The sequence below is a fragment of the Variovorax sp. Sphag1AA genome (assembly GCF_014192575.1).
Lineage (GTDB): Bacteria > Pseudomonadota > Gammaproteobacteria > Burkholderiales > Burkholderiaceae_C > Variovorax.
Window position 1 is genome coordinate 295,517 of record NZ_JACHYC010000005.1, and the last position, 14,696, is coordinate 310,212.

A 14,696-nucleotide genomic window follows, 5' to 3' on the forward strand; every position below is an offset into this window, starting at 1 on the left:
GCTTCACTCCTTGAAGTAGACGATCTGGTTGCTGGTCACGAGCAGCGCGCCTGTTTCGCTCCACAGCTGCGCAGCCTGATCGAAGTAGCCGTTGCTGAATTGTTGTCCTGTTGCGCGGCCGAGCAGGTAACCATTGCCAACCTGCGCGAGCAACGAGGCATCGGTGTGGAAGTAGGTGGTGATCGACACCGTGCCGATCGGCACCGCCGTGGCGCGCCTGAGCCAGACGCGCGGGTAGAAGGTGTCGCTCAGTGCAGCGAGCGATGCGAAGTCGAGAGGGCGAACCGGATCGTCGCGCAGCCACATGAGCGTTTCGCTGTGGTCGCCGCTCCCGTCCCATTTCGTCGGAAGCGTGCCGCTGACGGGGCGCATCTCATAGCGCTGAAGCCACGCCACGCCCTTCGGTCCGATGGAAAGGCGCGGAACCGCCTCGGGCGATGGAACTTCAGGCATGGGGAGATCGTTCGCACCCCATGTCTCGCGGCGAATCGCCGTGACTGCCGTGCCGGTCGTCGTGACCCGGAGATGGCCTTCCGCATCCGCCTGCGACATGGTGATGGTCCAGTGCTGCGTCGACCGGTTCGTACGGATCGGGGTCGCCTGGACTTCGAACTCCCCGGCGCCCACGGCGGCGGCGTAGTTCACGGTCAACGCCACAGGGTCGCCGAGCAGGTCGGGGTGTTTCAGCACGGACTGCAGCATGATCGCCGCCGTCGTGCCGCCGAACGGCCCGACCATGTTCCAGTACTCTTGGCCCATGTTGCCGGTGAAATGCCCCGCCCGGATGTCGCTGTGCACCAGCGCGAGGGTCTTGTCGAGGGGATGCGTTGTCTTCATGGCGCTCAGTGTGCCTCCGTGACAAAGAGCGGCGCAGTCGTCTTGGAGACGCCGCGCCTGCTCACAAACCCTGAAAGATCAGACGCGCTCGAAGATGCCCGCAGCGCCTTGGCCCATGCCCACGCACATCGTGACCATGCCGTACTTCAGCTTCTTGCGCTGCAGGGCATGCACCACGGTGGCTGAACGGATCGCACCGGTCGCACCCAGCGGATGGCCCAGCGCGATCGCGCCGCCCATCGGGTTGACCTTGGCCGGATCAAGGCCCAGCGTGTTCATCACCGCTAGCGATTGCGCGGCGAAGGCTTCGTTGAGTTCGATCCAGTCGATCTGGTCCTGCGTGAGGCCCGCATAGCGCAGCGCAGCCGGGATCGCTTCGATCGGACCGATGCCCATGATGTGCGGCGGCACGCCCTTGCTCGCAAAGCTGACAAAGCGCGCGAGCGGCTTCAGGTCGAACTGCTTGCAGGCCTTCTCGCTCGCAATGATCAGCGCGCCGGCGCCGTCGGAGGTCTGCGAGCTGTTGCCAGCGGTGACGGTGCCGCGCGCAGCGAACACGGTGCGCAGCTTGGCGAGGCCTTCGATCGTGGTGTCAGGGCGCGCGCCTTCGTCGAGGTTGACGGTGCGCGTCTTGCTGATGACTTCACCGGTCTCCAGATTGGGAATGCGGTCCGTCACTTCGATCGGCGTGATTTCGGCCGCGAATTCGCCGGCCTGCTGCGCGGCGAGCGCACGCTGGTGCGATTGCAGAGCGAAGGCATCCTGCGCGTCGCGGCTCACCTTCCATTGCTGCGCCACCTTCTCGGCCGTGAGGCCCATGCCGTAGGCGATGCCGACATCACCGTCGCGCTCGAAGATCGACGGCGACAGTGATGGCGAGTTGCCCATCATCGGCACCATGCTCATGCTTTCCACGCCGGCCGCGATCATCACTTCGGCTTCGCCGACACGGATGCGATCGGCCGCCATCTGCACTGCAGAGAGGCCCGAAGCGCAGAAGCGGTTGACCGTGATGCCACCGACGCTGGTCGGCAAGCCCGCAAGCACCGCGCCGATGCGCGCGACGTTCAGGCCCTGCTGCGCTTCGGGGATCGCGCAGCCGCAGATGATGTCCTCGATCACCTTCGGGTCGAGGTTCGGCACCGCCGCGAGCGCCGACTTCAGCGTGGTCGCGAGCAGGTCGTCCGGACGGTAGTTGCGGAAGTAGCCGCGATGCGACTTGCCGATCGGCGTGCGGGTGGCAGAGACGATGTAAGCGTCTTGAATTTGCTTGCTCATGGTGTGTGTCCTTAGTTGCGCACAGGCTTGCCGGTGCTGAGCATTCCCATGATTCGCTCTTGCGTCTTGGGATGCACGATGAGCGAGCAGAACGCCTTGCGCTCGAGCGTCATCAAATACTCTTCCGTGACCAGCGATCCGGCGTCGACGTCACCGCCAGTGACGACTTCCGCGATCAGGCTCGCGATGTGGAAGTCGTGCTGGCTGATGAAGCCGCCGTCACGCATGTTGACGAGCTGGCCCTTGATCGTCGCGGCACCGCTGCGGCCGGCCACCTTGAACTGGCGGCGCAGCGGCGGACGCCAGCCGGCATCGGCCATCGCCTTGGCCTGCTGCAGCGCGACGTAGAGCAGTTCGTCCTTGTTCGGCACGATCACGTCGCTATCCAGCAGGTAGCCGAGCTTCTTCGAATCGAGTGCACCGGTGCCAACCTTTGCCATTGCCGCGGCGGTGAAGCCTTCGGTGAGGAAGGGAAGGATGTCGGTGCCGGTCGATGCCGAAGCGGCTTCAGCAGCACGGCGCGCGATGTAGGTCAGGCCGCCGGCGCCGGGGATCAGGCCCACGCCGACTTCGACGAGGCCGATGTAGCTTTCCATCGCGGCAACGCGCTTGGCGGAGTGAACTGCAAGCTCGCAGCCACCGCCCAGTGCCATGCCGCGCACTGCGGAGATGACCGGCACGTTGGCGTAGCGGATCTTGAGCATGACCTTCTGCAGCTCTTCTTCCGCCGCTTCGACCGCGCCAATGCCCGCGACCACGAAGGCCGGCAGCATCGCCTGCAGGTCGGCGCCGACCGAGAACATCTCGTCAGGCGACCAGATCACGAGGCCCTTGTATTCCTTCTCCGCCAGATCGACCGCGGCGGAGAGGCCTTCGGCCACGTCGGGGCTGATGGCATGCATCTTCGAATGGATGCTCGCGATCAGCACTTCGCCGTCGAGCGTCCAGACGCGCACTTCGCCTTCGTCCTGGATCGTCGTGCCGGCCTTGTTGGCATCGAGCGCGTTCGCACCGAGCACGCTCTCGGGGAAGAGTTGGCGCTCGTGCACCGGCAGACGGCGCTGCGGCACGAAGGCGTTGCCCGATGCGCTCCACGAGCCTTGCGGCGTATGCACACCACCGGCTTCGGCCACCGGGCCTTCGAAGACCCACTTCGGCAGCGGCGCGCTCGACAGGGCCTTGCCGCTGTCGATGTCTTCCTGGATCCAGGTCGCGACCTGCTTCCATCCGGCTTCCTGCCAGAGTTCGAACGGGCCCTGCTTCATGCCGAAGCCCCAGCGCATCGCGAAGTCGATGTCGCGCGCGCTTTCAGCGATGGTCGCGAGATGCACTGCTGCGTAGTGGAAGCTGTCGCGCAGGATCGCCCACAGGAACTGCCCTTGCGCGCCTTCGCTCTCGCGCAGCAGCTTCAGGCGTTCGCCGGCCGGCTTCTTGAGCATGCGGCCGTAGACCTCGTCGGCCTTCTCGCCCGAAGGCACGTACTCGCCCTTCGCGAGGTCGAAGCGCAGGATGTCGCGCCCTGCCTTCTTGAAGAAGCCGGCCTTGGTCTTCTGGCCAAGGTTGCCGAGTTCGAGCAGCTTGGCGAGCACCGGCGGCGTCGCGAAGTTGGGATAGAACGGATCGGTCTTCTCGTCGAGGTTGTCCTGCAGCGTCTTGATGACGTGCGCCATGGTGTCGAGGCCGACTACGTCCGCAGTGCGGAAGGTGCCCGAGCTCGCGCGGCCCAGCTTCTTGCCGGTGAGGTCGTCCACCACGTCGGGCGTGAGACCGAACTTCTCGACTTCCTTCAGCGTCGCCAGCATGCCGGCGATGCCGACGCGGTTGGCGATGAAGTTGGGCGTGTCGTGCGCGCGCACCACGCCCTTGCCGAGCGTGCTGGTCACGAAGGCTTCGAGCTGGTCGAGCACCTGCGGCTGGGTGGTCGGCGTGTTGATCAGCTCGACCAGGAACATGTAGCGCGGCGGGTTGAAGAAGTGGATGCCGCAGAAGCGTGGCTTGAGCGACTCCGGCAGCGCCTCGCTGAGCTTGGTGATCGACAGCCCCGAGGTGTTCGAGGCCAGGATCGCGTGGCTCGCGACATGGGGCGCGATCTTCTTGTAGAGATCGAGCTTCCAGTCCATGCGCTCGGCGATCGCTTCGATCACCAGGTCGCATTCGCCGAGCTTGGCGAGATCGTCTTCGTAGTTGGCCTGTTCGATCAGCCCAGCGTCGGCGACGTCGCCGAGCGGTGCGGGCTTGAGCTTCTTGAGGTTGTCGATGGCGCGGCTGACGATGCCGTTCTTCGGGCCTTCCTTGGCCGGAAGGTCGAACAGCACGACCGGCACGCGCACGTTGACGAGATGCGCCGCGATCTGCGCGCCCATCACGCCGGCGCCGAGCACGGCGACCTTTTTCACTTGGAATCTGGACATGGTGTGTTTGCTACTTGGATTGATGGGCCGCGCTCACTGCACGCGGTTCCAGGTTTGGGTGCGCCAGAAGGGGCCTAGATAGCCTCGGACCTCCAGCTTCTTGCCGCCTTCGATAGGGGTGAAGCTCGCGCGGTACTCCTTGCCGTTCTCGGGGTCGAGGATCTTTCCGCCTTCCCAGACGTCCTTGCCCTCGGCCTTCTTGCCGCCGCGGATGATGTCGAGGCCGACCATGGGCTTGCCCTTGCGGTCGTCGGTGCACTCGTCGCAGGCTGCATCGGGCTTCGCATCCTTGCGGAGCGTCTTCTCGATGCGGCCCTGCAACCCGCCGCCCGATTCGGCGATGCGGATCTCGGCCTTCGATTCGCCGGTCTTGTCGTCGACGCTGCGCCAGAGCCCCACGGGGCTCATCTGCGCCATCGCCGACGCACTGCCGGCGAGCAGGAGGATCGATGCGAGCAAGGACTTCATGGCGTTCAGGCCAGTGCGGCGTCGGTGTTCATCAGGGGCGCAGCGCCAGCGCGTGCGGTGCGCATCAGCGTCGCGGTCTCGGGGAAGAGCTTCGCGAAGTAGAAGCGCGCGGTCTGCAGCTTGGCCTTGTAGAACGGGTCGGTGTTGCCGGCCGCGATCTCGCGCAGTGCGGTGCGTGCCATCAGTGCGAAGAGGTAACCGAACACGAAGTGGCCCGCAACGCGCAGGTAGTCGACAGCAGCAGCACCGACTTCATCGGGGTTCTGGAAGCCCTTGAAGCCGATCTCGGTCGTGAACTTGGTGAGCTGGTCGCCAAGGATCGCGATCGGGGTGATGAACTCGCTCATCTTCTCGTTCACGCCTTCTTCTTCCACCAGCTTGCCGACGAGCTTGCCGAACTTCTTCAGCGTCGCGCCGTTGTTGCCCAGCACCTTGCGGCCCAGCAGGTCCAGCGACTGGATGGTGTTGGTGCCTTCGTAGATCATGTTGATGCGGTTGTCGCGCACGAACTGCTCCATGCCCCATTCCTTGATGAAGCCATGGCCGCCGAAGACCTGCATGCAGGCGTTGGTCGAGATGTGACCGTTGTCGGTGATGAAGGCCTTCACGATCGGCGTGAGAAGCGCGACGAGTTCGCCGCTGTCCTTGCGGACCTTCTCGTCGGGGTGGCCGTGTTCCTTGTCGAGCAGCAGCGCACAGAGCGATGCGAGCGCGCGGCCGCCTTCGGCATAGGCCTTGGCGGTCATGAGCATCTTGCGCACGTCGGGGTGCACGATGATCGGATCGGCTTCCTTGTCCTTGGCCTTCACGCCGGAGAGCGAGCGCATCTGGATGCGGTCCTTGGCATAGGCCAGCGCGTTCTGGAACGCGACTTCCGTCAGGCCCAGCGACTGGTTGCCAACGCCGAGGCGGGCGGCGTTCATCATCACGAACATCGCGGCCAGGCCCTTGTTGGGCTGACCCACGAGCGTGCCGACAGCGCCTTCGAGCACCATCTGCGCGGTGGCATTGCCGTGGATGCCCATCTTGTGCTCGAGGCCGCCACAGTAGATGCCGTTACGGCTGCCGAGCGAACCGTCGGCCTTGACGTTGAACTTGGGCACGACGAACAGGCTGATGCCCTTGCTGCCCTTCGGCGCATCCGGCAGGCGCGCAAGCACCAGGTGGATGATGTTCTCGGTCATGTCGTGCTCGCCGGCCGAGATGAATATCTTGTTGCCGGTCAGCTTGTAGGTGCCGTCGGCTTGCGGTTCGGCCTTGGTGCGGAGCATGCCGAGGTCGGTGCCGCAATGGGGTTCAGTCAAGCACATCGTGCCGGTCCATTCGCCGGTGGTGAGCTTGGGCAGGTAGGTCTTCTTCTGCTCGTCGGTGCCGTGCGCAGCGAGGGCTTCATAGGCGCCGTGCGAGAGGCCGGGATACATCGTCCACGCCTGGTTGGCCGAGTTGAGCATCTCGTAGAACTGCTGGTTGACCACGAACGGCAGGCCCTGGCCACCGAAAGCCGGATCGCACGACAGCGCCGCCCAGCCGCCTTCGACGTACTGCGCATAGGCTTCCTTGAAGCCCTTGGGCGTCTTCACTTCGTGCGTGGTCTTGTCGAGGACGCAGCCTTCTTCGTCGCCGCTGATGTTGAGCGGGAAGGTCACTTCAGAGGCGAACTTGCCGCCTTCTTCGAGCACGGCGTTGATGGTGTCCACGTCGACTTCCGCATGCCGGGGGATGGCCTTGAGCTCCTCGGTGACATTCAGGACCTCGTGCATCACAAACTGCATGTCGCGAAGAGGAGGGGTGTAGGCGGGCATGTGGAGATCTCCGGAAGTGAAAGTGGAAAGTTGAAAGAGAAAGAAATGGGTCGAGACCGCCGCGGTTAGCGGACGGTCTTGAGGCGGTGGTCCGCCGCGTCGGCAATGACACCGGGCGCGTCCGGCGATGCGGAACGCGCGAGGATGTTGTCAAAGCCGGCATTGGCGCGCTCGAGCGATTCGGGCGAGCGCAGGAAGCGCGCTTCGTAGTGCAAGGCGAGGATCAGCGCGTGGATCTCGAAGGCAATCTGCTTTTCGTCGGCCTCTTCGCGAAGGTGCCCCTCGGCCTTGGCCTGCACCACCGCGCGGTACATCGCGGCCAGCCAGGTGTTCACCGAATCGGCCAGCGCATCGCGCACCGGACCGGGCCGGTCATCGAACTCCACCGCACCGCTGATGTAGATGCAGCCGGAATCGATTTCGGCCGAGGTGCGCTTCATCCAGTTGGCGAACAGGGCGCGCAAACGGGGCAGTCCGCGCTCCGCCTCGAGTGCCGGGTAGAACACCTCCTGCTCGAAGCGCGTGTGGTATTCGCGCACCACCGAAATCTGCAGTTCTTCGCGTGAGCCGAAGTGAGCGAAGACGCCCGACTTGCTCATTTGCGTGACCTCCGCGATCGCGCCGATGGACAGACCTTCGAGGCCGATCTGAGCTGCGAGATTCAGGGCCGCATCGATGATGACGGCCTTGGTCTGCTGCCCTTTCTGGGGCGCGCGAGCAGTTTTGGCGGAGGCGGGGCGAGGTGACATCGAACTGTCAAAAAATAAAACGAACGGTCGTACTATTTTGCAGGAGTTTTCCTCCTTCGGAAAGCAGAAAGACCTCTAACTTTGCTTGGTCTTTCCTGGGCCTGGAACTTCCCCCGTCGGGCAACGACAAAGACGACCTTGTCCACTAGAAAGAGATCCCATGGGAGTCGTTGCCGCTGTCCTGTTCGTTGTTCTGCTGTCGATGTCGCTGTTGGCCACCTTGAACTGGTCGCTGCTTGCCGCGACGGCCGACATCTCGCTCGGATTCACCCAGGTGCATGCGCCGCTCGGGCTGGTCATGCTGGGGCTCACGGCGATCATGGGATTGTTCTTCTTCGCCTACGTGATCTTCCTGCAGGGGTCGATCCTTTTCGAAACGCGCCGGCACACCAAGGAAATGCAGGCCCAGCGCGAACTCGCTGACAGGGCGGAAGCATCGCGATTCACCGAGCTGCGCGGCTTCCTGAATGCACAGGAAAGCGCGCAAATGGCCCGCCATGTGGAGCGCCACGATGCGTTGCTCCTGCGCATCGGGCAACTCGAAGACCGCCTCAGAGCTTGAAGGGAACCACTTCCTGGCGCTGCTCGCCCAGGCCTTCGATCCCGAGCGTCATCACGTCGCCCTTCTTCAGGTAGAGCGGCGGCTTCATGCCGAGACCGACGCCGGGCGGCGTGCCGGTGGTGATGACGTCACCGGGCATCAGCGTCATGAACTGGCTCAGGTAGCTCACGATCTTCGCGACGTTGAAGATCATGGTCTTCGTGCTGCCGGTCTGCATGCGCTTGCCGTTGAGGTCGAGCCACATCGAGAGCTTCTGCGGATTGGGCACGTCGTCGCGCGTGACCAGCCACGGACCGATCGGGCCGAAGGTATCGCAGCCCTTGCCCTTGTCCCACGTACCGCCGCGCTCGATCTGGAATTCGCGCTCGCTCACGTCATTGATGACGCAGTAACCGGCGACGTAGTTGAGCGCATCCTTCTGCGACACATAGCGGGCGCGCGCACCGATCACCACGCCGAGTTCGACTTCCCAGTCGCTCTTGACCGAACCCTTGGGCAGCATGACCGGATCGTCCGGCCCCTGGATGCAGCTCGTCGCCTTCATGAAGACCACCGGTTCCGCCGGAATGGGTAGGCCCGATTCCGCTGCGTGGTCCGCGTAGTTGAGGCCGATGGCGATGAACTTGCCGACGTTCGCGACCGGGCTGCCATAGCGCGGCTTGCCCTTGACGAGCGGGAGCTTGTCGACCTTGACCTTGCGCAGCTTGGCGAGCGCGGCGTCGCTGAGCTGCTCGGGCCCGATGTCCTTGACCACCGCGCTCAGGTCGCGCAGCTTGCCATCGCCATCGATGAGGCCCGGCTTCTCCTTGCCAGGGTTGCCATAGCGAACGAGTTTCATCAGTCTGTCCTTTCGTTGTGCGTGATATCAGTGTCAGTAAGTGGAACGGCCGCCGGAGAGGTCGAACACGGCGCCGGTCGAGAACGAGCAATCCTCGGTACAGAGCCATGCGACCATCGCCGCGATCTCCTCGATCTTGCCAAAGCGGCCCATCGGGATTTTCGACAGCATGAAGGCGATGTGGTCCGGCGTCATCTGGTCGAAGATCGCGGTCTTCACCGCGGCAGGCGTCACGCAGTTGACGCGCACCCCCGTGTCGGCGAGCTCCTTGCCGAGCGATTTGGTAAGCGCGATCAATCCGGCCTTGCTTGCGCTGTAGGCGCTGGCGTTGGGGTTGCCGTCCTTGCCCGCGACCGAGGCGATGTTGACGATGCGCCCGAAGCCTTGCGAGCGCATCTGGCCCACGACTTCGCGGCAGCAGATGAAGGGGCCATTCAGATTGACGTCGATCACCTGCCGCCATGCGTCGACCGGGTAGTCCCAGAGCCGGGTGTTCGGCCCGGTGATGCCAGCGCTGTTGACGAGCGCATCGATACGCCCGGCCTGCGCCAGCGTCGCCGCGACCGCCTTCGCAACCGAAGGCTGCTGGGTCACGTCGACGGTGAGCGCAAAGGCCTTGGCGCCCAGCGACCAGGCGGCCTTGGTCGCCGCTTCGCCGTTGCAATCCCAGATGGTCACGCTTCCGCCGGAGGCCAGCAGGCGTTGCGCGATGCCGTAGCCGAGCCCGGTCGCACCGCCGGTGATGACGGCGTGCCGGCCGGAGAAGTCGAGCTGGTTCATATCGTGATGCCGCCGTCGACCGAATAGGCCTGCCCGGTGACGAACTGCGATTCGTCGCTTGCGAGGAACACGACCAGGGGCGCAATCTCCTCCGCCTGCGCGAGGCGTCCCATCGGCTGCCGCGCGATGAAAGCCTTGCGCGCTTCCACCGGGTCGACATTGGCGTTGATCCGGTCGGCAAGCGATGGCGTGTCGACCGTGCCGGGACACACAGCATTGCAGCGAACGCCCTGTGCCACATAGTCCGCGGCGATGCTCTTGGTCAAGCCGATGACGGCCGCCTTGGTGGTGCCGTACACGCAGCGGTTCGGCAGTCCCTTGATGCTCGAACACACGCTGGCCATGTTGATGATGCTGCCCTGCCCCTTTGCAAGCATGCCCGGCAGCACCGCCTTGATCATGCGGAACTGCGCGCGCACGTTGAGGTGGAAGGCGAAGTCGAGGTCGTCGTCGCTCGCCTGGAGCGCTGCTCCGTTGTGCACCACGCCCGCGCAATTGAAGAGCACGTCGAGCGCGGGGATGCCCTTGACGAAAGCACCGATCGCGTCCTTGTCGAGCACGTCGAGCTTCGCGACGTGGATGTTGGCGATGCCTGCAAAGCGCTCGAGCAGTTTCTCGTTCACGTCGGTCGCCCAGACTTGCGCGCCCTCTGCCGCAAGCGCGAGCGCGCTTGCGTGGCCTATGCCCTGCCCGGCCGCGGTCACGAGCGCGGTCTTGCCCTGGAGTCTCATGGAGTGTCCTCGTTGAAGCTTGTGGAATGGCCTTCTGTCGCAGCGGCTGAAGCGTTCAGGGTTTCGCCCGATGGCTGCCGCACGTCGCGCTCCGTATTCTGAATTGGCCTGACCACTTGTCCAATTCAGGGACAACCCTAGAGCCCCATCCCAGAGCCCCACGCCGTGCCTCTCCAGACCGTCGAGCCCCGTCGCCTCTACCGACAGATCGCCGACCAGCTTCGCACACTGATCGCGAGCGGCGAGTTCGCGGTCGGCGACCGTCTGCCGGCCGAGCGCGATCTCTCCAACCAGCTCGGCGTGAGCCGCCCTTCGGTGCGCGAGGCCCTCATCGCGCTGGAGGTCGAAGGCTGGGTCGAAGTGCGCACGGGCTCGGGCGTCTACGTGCTCGATCGTGCGAATCGTGCCGCCGAGCCGGTGGCTGCTGCGGAATGGGGCCCGCTCGAACTCATTCGCGCGCGCCGCGTGGTCGAGGGTGAGACTGCAGCGCTCGCAGCAACGCTCGGCAAGCGCAAGGATGTCGATGCGATGACGCGTGCGATCAACGCCATGCGCGACATGGCTGACCGCAACGTCATGCCGCTCGAAGGCGACCGCGCCTTCCATCTCGCGATCGTCGACGCCTGCGGCAACGTGGTGCTGTCGGAGACGGTGCAAGCCTTCTGGGACTCGCGCAAGGGTCCGATCTTCACGCGGCTCGGCGGCTACTTCGAAACCGTCAAGTCGTGGCGCAGCGCCATCGCCGAGCATGAAGCGATCCGCGATGCTGTCGCCGACCGTGATGCCGACGCCGCTCGCCGTGCAATGCACGAGCACATGGACAAGTCGCACCAGCGATTCAGCGCGAGCTGGCGCAAGGCAAGATGACCACCCCCAGCCTCGCCCACTGCGTGTGGCTCTGCACCCCCTCAAGGGGGCAATCCCTGCGGCCCGGCAAAGCCGGTTCCGCGGGATTCCACGAAGGGGCCTGGCTTCGCCGGCCTCGCAGCGACAACCAAAAGAGGAAATATGAATCCGTTCATCCGACTCCATCCCGCCGATGACGTCGTGATCGCGCGCGGCCAGTTGCTCGGCGGCACGCCCGTCGAAGGCGTGACCGCACGCGGCCTGATCCCGCCGGGTCACAAGATCGCAGTGCGCGCGATCGCGCAGGGCGAGCCCGTGCGTCGCTACAACCAGATCATCGGCTTCGCGAGCCGGCCGATCGCGCCCGGCGAACACGTGCACACGCACAACCTCGACATGGGGCCGGACAAGGGCCACTTCGATCGCGACTACGCCTTCGGCGCCGATGTGAAGACGCCGCCTGCGCGTCGCGAAGCGAGCTTCATGGGCATTCGCCGTGCCGATGGACGCGTGGCGACGCGCAACTACATCGGCGTGCTGACCAGCGTGAACTGCTCGGCCACTGCCGCGCGCGCGATCGCGGACCACTACTCGCGCAAGACCAATCCGGCGGCGCTCGCGGACTATCCGAACGTCGACGGCGTGGTCGCGCTCACGCACGGCACCGGCTGCGGCATGGACACCGGCGGGCTTGGCATGCAGATCCTCGAACGCACGCTCACCGGCTACGCCACGCACCCCAACTTCGCGGCCGTTCTCGTCGTCGGGCTGGGCTGCGAGGCGAACCAGATCAATGCATGGCTCGCGACCGGCAATCTCAAGGAAGGCGAGAACCTACGCGTGTTCAACATCCAGGACACCGGCGGGACGCGCAAGACGGTCGAGAAAGGCATCGCGCTGATCGACGAGATGCTGCCGCGCGCCAATGCGGTGAAGCGCGAGCCCTGCAGCGCATCGCACATCACGATCGGCCTGCAGTGCGGCGGCTCGGATGGCTATTCGGGCATCAGCGCCAATCCTGCGCTCGGCGCGGCGGTGGATCTGCTGGTGGCGCATGGCGGCACTGCCATCCTTTCCGAAACGCCGGAGGTCTACGGTGCAGAGCATTTGCTCACGCGGCGCGCGGTGCGCCGCGAGGTCGGCGAAAAGCTCGTCGAGCGCATCCGTTGGTGGGAGCACTACACCGCCATCAACGAGGGCGAGATGAACAACAACCCCTCCCCCGGCAACAAGGCAGGCGGGCTGACGACCATCCTCGAGAAGTCGCTCGGCGCGGTCGCCAAGGGCGGGACCAGCAACCTCGAGGCGGTGTACGAATACGCCGAGCCGGTCACCTCACACGGCTTCGTCTACATGGACACGCCCGGCTACGACCCGGTCAGTGCCACCGGGCAGGTGGCGGGCGGCGCGAACATGATCTGCTTCACCACCGGCCGCGGCTCGGCGTACGGCTGCGCGCCCTCGCCTTCGCTCAAGCTCGCGACCAACTCGGCACTCTGGCAGCGGCAGGAAGAGGACATGGACATCAATTGCGGGGAAATCGTCGAAGGCACGGTGTCGATCCAGGAAATGGGGCAACGAATCTTCGAGCTTGTGCTGGCGACTGCGTCCGGCGAGCCTTCGAAGAGTGAGAAGCACGGCTACGGCCAGAACGAATTCGTGCCGTGGCAAGTCGGCGCAGTCATGTAGGAAAAAGAGATCATGTCCAGAACCATTCAGGCCACCATCCTGCGAAAGCAAGTCGCAGCCATCGTCCAGGCGGCAGGGAGTTCCCCGGCCGAGGCCGAGCAAGTCGCAGCCAATCTCGTCCTGGCCAATCTGAGCGGGCACGATTCGCACGGCGTCGGCATGGTGCCGCGTTATGTCGACGCTGTGGCCGAGGGCGGGCTCAAGCCGAACGCCTCGATCAGGGTCAAGCTCGATGCAGGCGCGATGCTCGCCATCGACGGTCAGCACGGCTACGGCCAGATCGTCGGCGTGCAGGCGATGGAGCTCGGCATCGCACGCGCGAAGCAGAACGGCAGCTGCATCGTCTCGCTCGCTGAATCGCATCATCTGGGGCGTATCGGCCATTTCGCGGAGATGGCAACGTCGCAAGGCCTGGTTTCGATGCACTTCGTGAACGTGCTGTCGCGGCCGGTGGTCGCACCGTGGGGCGGCGGCGACGGGCGCTTCGGCACGAACCCCTGCTGCATCGGCGTGCCACTCGCAGGCGCACAGCCGTTCATCCTCGATTTCGCGACCAGCCGCGTGGCGCAAGGCAAGATGCGCGTCGCGCACAACAAGGGCGAGCACGTGCCGACCGGCTATCTGATCGACGAGCACGGCGCGCCGACGACCGATCCGGGCGTGGTCGTCGTTCCGCAGAGCAACGGTCTCTTCGGTGCACTCATGACTTTCGGCGAGCACAAGGGCTATGGCATGGCGGTGGCCTGCGAACTGCTCGGTGGCGCACTCACCGGGGGCGGTACATGGCATCGGCCGGCCGATACGGCGCGTACGGTGCTCAACGGGATGCTCACCGTTCTCATCGACCCCGCAAAGCTCGGCACGCAGGCGGCCTTCGAGCAGGAGGCCACAGCCTTCATCGAGTGGCTGCGCCAGAGTCCGCCGGGCGCCGGCTTCGAGGCGGTTCAGATCGCCGGCGAGCCAGAACGCCAGGCGCGCGCAACCCGTGAGCAAGAGGGCATCTGGCTCGACGACGCCACCTGGCGCGAGATCGTCGAAGCAGGAAAAAAGGTCGGCGTTACCGTCGATTGAGGGGTTTTCGATGCGTTTCAGCGCCCGGCGGCACCGCCGGCGCGCTGGTCGATTGTTTCCAATTTGGTGACGCCGCGCTTCTTTTTCTGCGGGTTTTTACCTAGAAAAAGCGCGCAAACTTCATCCCACGGACCAGCCAGCAAGCTGATCTGGACGAACAGGCACTGAGCGCTGTGGCCCCCGAGAAGGGATGGCGACACACCCCGCGACCGGTTCGGAATCGTCCAAAACGCATTGAAGGAACCTGACATGAACACCTCGAAGATCCTCGCAGCGGCTGCGCTCTCCCTCCTGGCTGTCGCTGGCGCCAACGCCGAAACCTATGACGGCGTGCATCCCCTGACCACGGCCAACAGCCGCGCCGACGTCCAAGGTGGCGCCGTAGCTGCCGCCCGTGCCGGCAATGAATACGGTGACGCAGCCGACGCAGGCGTGGAAACCGTCGCATCGACGACCAACCGCGCCGTCGTGAAGGAACAAGCTGTCGCAGCTGCCCACAACCCGCTGCAAAGCCTTGACCGTCGCGCCTTCTACCGCGACCAAGTGCCGGCGGCTTACCTGAAGCCGAAGGTTTCTTTCACCCGCCAAGCCGCCCTGTAATCAGCGTCGGGGCCAAAGAAAGCCGGGACCGCAG

The 14,696-nt window shown here is 64.8% G+C and carries 15 protein-coding genes; 5 read left to right on the plus strand and 10 right to left on the minus strand.

What is annotated here, in order from left to right; translation table 11 throughout:
• Nucleotides 1-3: 3 nt before the first annotated feature.
• The 6 genes from FHW64_RS20930 to FHW64_RS20955 form a co-directional block, all read right to left on the minus strand.
• The gene (locus tag FHW64_RS20930; protein WP_184529779.1) at nucleotides 4-837 is read right to left on the minus strand and encodes an acyl-CoA thioesterase II; all 834 of its coding nucleotides are present in this window, start codon (nucleotides 835-837) and stop codon (nucleotides 4-6) included.
• A 78-nt stretch (nucleotides 838-915) separates the two neighbouring features.
• The gene (locus FHW64_RS20935; protein ID WP_184529781.1) at nucleotides 916-2,115 is read right to left on the minus strand and encodes an acetyl-CoA C-acyltransferase; all 1,200 of its coding nucleotides are present in this window, start codon (nucleotides 2,113-2,115) and stop codon (nucleotides 916-918) included.
• 11 nt (nucleotides 2,116-2,126) lie between these two features.
• A complete protein-coding gene (locus FHW64_RS20940; protein ID WP_184529782.1) occupies nucleotides 2,127-4,526 on the minus strand; it encodes a 3-hydroxyacyl-CoA dehydrogenase/enoyl-CoA hydratase family protein in 2,400 nt (799 codons plus the stop codon).
• Nucleotides 4,527-4,559: 33 nt separating this feature from the next.
• Nucleotides 4,560-4,994, minus strand: coding sequence for a DUF2147 domain-containing protein (locus FHW64_RS20945; RefSeq protein WP_184529784.1), 435 nt, complete (start codon nucleotides 4,992-4,994; stop codon nucleotides 4,560-4,562).
• 5 nt (nucleotides 4,995-4,999) lie between these two features.
• Nucleotides 5,000-6,796, minus strand: coding sequence for an acyl-CoA dehydrogenase C-terminal domain-containing protein (locus tag FHW64_RS20950; RefSeq protein ID WP_184529786.1), 1,797 nt, complete (start codon nucleotides 6,794-6,796; stop codon nucleotides 5,000-5,002).
• Nucleotides 6,797-6,861: 65 nt separating this feature from the next.
• Nucleotides 6,862-7,545, minus strand: a complete 684-nt coding sequence (locus FHW64_RS20955) for a TetR/AcrR family transcriptional regulator (protein WP_184529788.1) — start codon at nucleotides 7,543-7,545, stop codon at nucleotides 6,862-6,864.
• Nucleotides 7,546-7,705: 160 nt separating this feature from the next.
• Between FHW64_RS20955 and FHW64_RS20960 the strand changes: the two genes are divergently transcribed.
• On the plus strand, nucleotides 7,706-8,107 hold the full coding sequence (locus FHW64_RS20960) for a LapA family protein (protein WP_184529790.1): 402 nt from the start codon (nucleotides 7,706-7,708) through the stop codon (nucleotides 8,105-8,107).
• Here FHW64_RS20960 and FHW64_RS20965 read toward each other — a convergent pair.
• The 3 genes from FHW64_RS20965 to FHW64_RS20975 are packed head-to-tail and all read right to left on the minus strand — an operon-like array spanning nucleotide 8,097 to nucleotide 10,456.
• A complete protein-coding gene (locus tag FHW64_RS20965; protein WP_184529792.1) occupies nucleotides 8,097-8,945 on the minus strand; it encodes a fumarylacetoacetate hydrolase family protein in 849 nt (282 codons plus the stop codon). The genes FHW64_RS20960 and FHW64_RS20965 overlap by 11 nt on opposite strands.
• A gap of 33 nt (nucleotides 8,946-8,978) precedes the next feature.
• Nucleotides 8,979-9,725 (minus strand): SDR family NAD(P)-dependent oxidoreductase, encoded by a 747-nt coding sequence (locus FHW64_RS20970; protein WP_184529794.1) that lies wholly within the window; start codon nucleotides 9,723-9,725, stop codon nucleotides 8,979-8,981.
• Nucleotides 9,722-10,456, minus strand: a complete 735-nt coding sequence (locus FHW64_RS20975) for an SDR family oxidoreductase (protein ID WP_184529795.1) — start codon at nucleotides 10,454-10,456, stop codon at nucleotides 9,722-9,724. Before FHW64_RS20975 ends, FHW64_RS20970 begins: the two co-directional genes overlap by 4 nt.
• A 165-nt stretch (nucleotides 10,457-10,621) precedes the next feature.
• Between FHW64_RS20975 and FHW64_RS20980 the strand changes: the two genes are divergently transcribed.
• From FHW64_RS20980 to FHW64_RS20990, 3 genes are all read left to right on the plus strand, one after another.
• A complete protein-coding gene (locus FHW64_RS20980) occupies nucleotides 10,622-11,323 on the plus strand; it encodes a FadR/GntR family transcriptional regulator (protein ID WP_184529796.1) in 702 nt (233 codons plus the stop codon).
• 141 nt (nucleotides 11,324-11,464) lie between these two features.
• Nucleotides 11,465-12,991 (plus strand): UxaA family hydrolase, encoded by a 1,527-nt coding sequence (locus FHW64_RS20985; protein WP_184529797.1) that lies wholly within the window; start codon nucleotides 11,465-11,467, stop codon nucleotides 12,989-12,991.
• Between the two features lie 12 nt (nucleotides 12,992-13,003).
• Nucleotides 13,004-14,062, plus strand: coding sequence for a malate/lactate/ureidoglycolate dehydrogenase (locus FHW64_RS20990; RefSeq protein WP_184529798.1), 1,059 nt, complete (start codon nucleotides 13,004-13,006; stop codon nucleotides 14,060-14,062).
• Between the two features lie 17 nt (nucleotides 14,063-14,079).
• On the opposite strand, the gene FHW64_RS20995 is transcribed toward FHW64_RS20990, so the two are convergent.
• A complete protein-coding gene (locus tag FHW64_RS20995; RefSeq protein WP_184529799.1) occupies nucleotides 14,080-14,313 on the minus strand; it encodes a hypothetical protein in 234 nt (77 codons plus the stop codon).
• Here FHW64_RS20995 and FHW64_RS21000 point away from each other — a divergent pair.
• A complete protein-coding gene (locus FHW64_RS21000) occupies nucleotides 14,312-14,662 on the plus strand; it encodes an alpha/beta hydrolase (protein ID WP_184529800.1) in 351 nt (116 codons plus the stop codon). The genes FHW64_RS20995 and FHW64_RS21000 overlap by 2 nt on opposite strands.
• Nucleotides 14,663-14,696: the final 34 nt, after the last annotated feature.

Bases quoted from the DNA above. Each gene is read 5' to 3' on its own strand.
- FHW64_RS20990 (WP_184529798.1), top strand. From the start codon at position 13,004: ATGTCCAGAACCATTCAGGCCACCATCCTGCGAAAGCAAGTCGCAGCC.
- FHW64_RS20985 (WP_184529797.1), top strand. From the start codon at position 11,465: ATGAATCCGTTCATCCGACTCCATCCCGCCGATGACGTCGTGATCGCG.
- FHW64_RS20935 (WP_184529781.1), bottom strand. From the start codon at position 2,115: ATGAGCAAGCAAATTCAAGACGCTTACATCGTCTCTGCCACCCGCACG.
- FHW64_RS21000 (WP_184529800.1), top strand. From the start codon at position 14,312: ATGAACACCTCGAAGATCCTCGCAGCGGCTGCGCTCTCCCTCCTGGCT.
- FHW64_RS20960 (WP_184529790.1), top strand. From the start codon at position 7,706: ATGGGAGTCGTTGCCGCTGTCCTGTTCGTTGTTCTGCTGTCGATGTCG.
- FHW64_RS20945 (WP_184529784.1), bottom strand. From the start codon at position 4,994: ATGAAGTCCTTGCTCGCATCGATCCTCCTGCTCGCCGGCAGTGCGTCG.
- FHW64_RS20970 (WP_184529794.1), bottom strand. From the start codon at position 9,725: ATGAACCAGCTCGACTTCTCCGGCCGGCACGCCGTCATCACCGGCGGT.
- FHW64_RS20940 (WP_184529782.1), bottom strand. From the start codon at position 4,526: ATGTCCAGATTCCAAGTGAAAAAGGTCGCCGTGCTCGGCGCCGGCGTG.
- FHW64_RS20975 (WP_184529795.1), bottom strand. From the start codon at position 10,456: ATGAGACTCCAGGGCAAGACCGCGCTCGTGACCGCGGCCGGGCAGGGC.
- FHW64_RS20930 (WP_184529779.1), bottom strand. From the start codon at position 837: ATGAAGACAACGCATCCCCTCGACAAGACCCTCGCGCTGGTGCACAGC.
- FHW64_RS20965 (WP_184529792.1), bottom strand. From the start codon at position 8,945: ATGAAACTCGTTCGCTATGGCAACCCTGGCAAGGAGAAGCCGGGCCTC.
- FHW64_RS20955 (WP_184529788.1), bottom strand. From the start codon at position 7,545: ATGTCACCTCGCCCCGCCTCCGCCAAAACTGCTCGCGCGCCCCAGAAA.
- FHW64_RS20995 (WP_184529799.1), bottom strand. From the start codon at position 14,313: ATGTCAGGTTCCTTCAATGCGTTTTGGACGATTCCGAACCGGTCGCGG.
- FHW64_RS20950 (WP_184529786.1), bottom strand. From the start codon at position 6,796: ATGCCCGCCTACACCCCTCCTCTTCGCGACATGCAGTTTGTGATGCAC.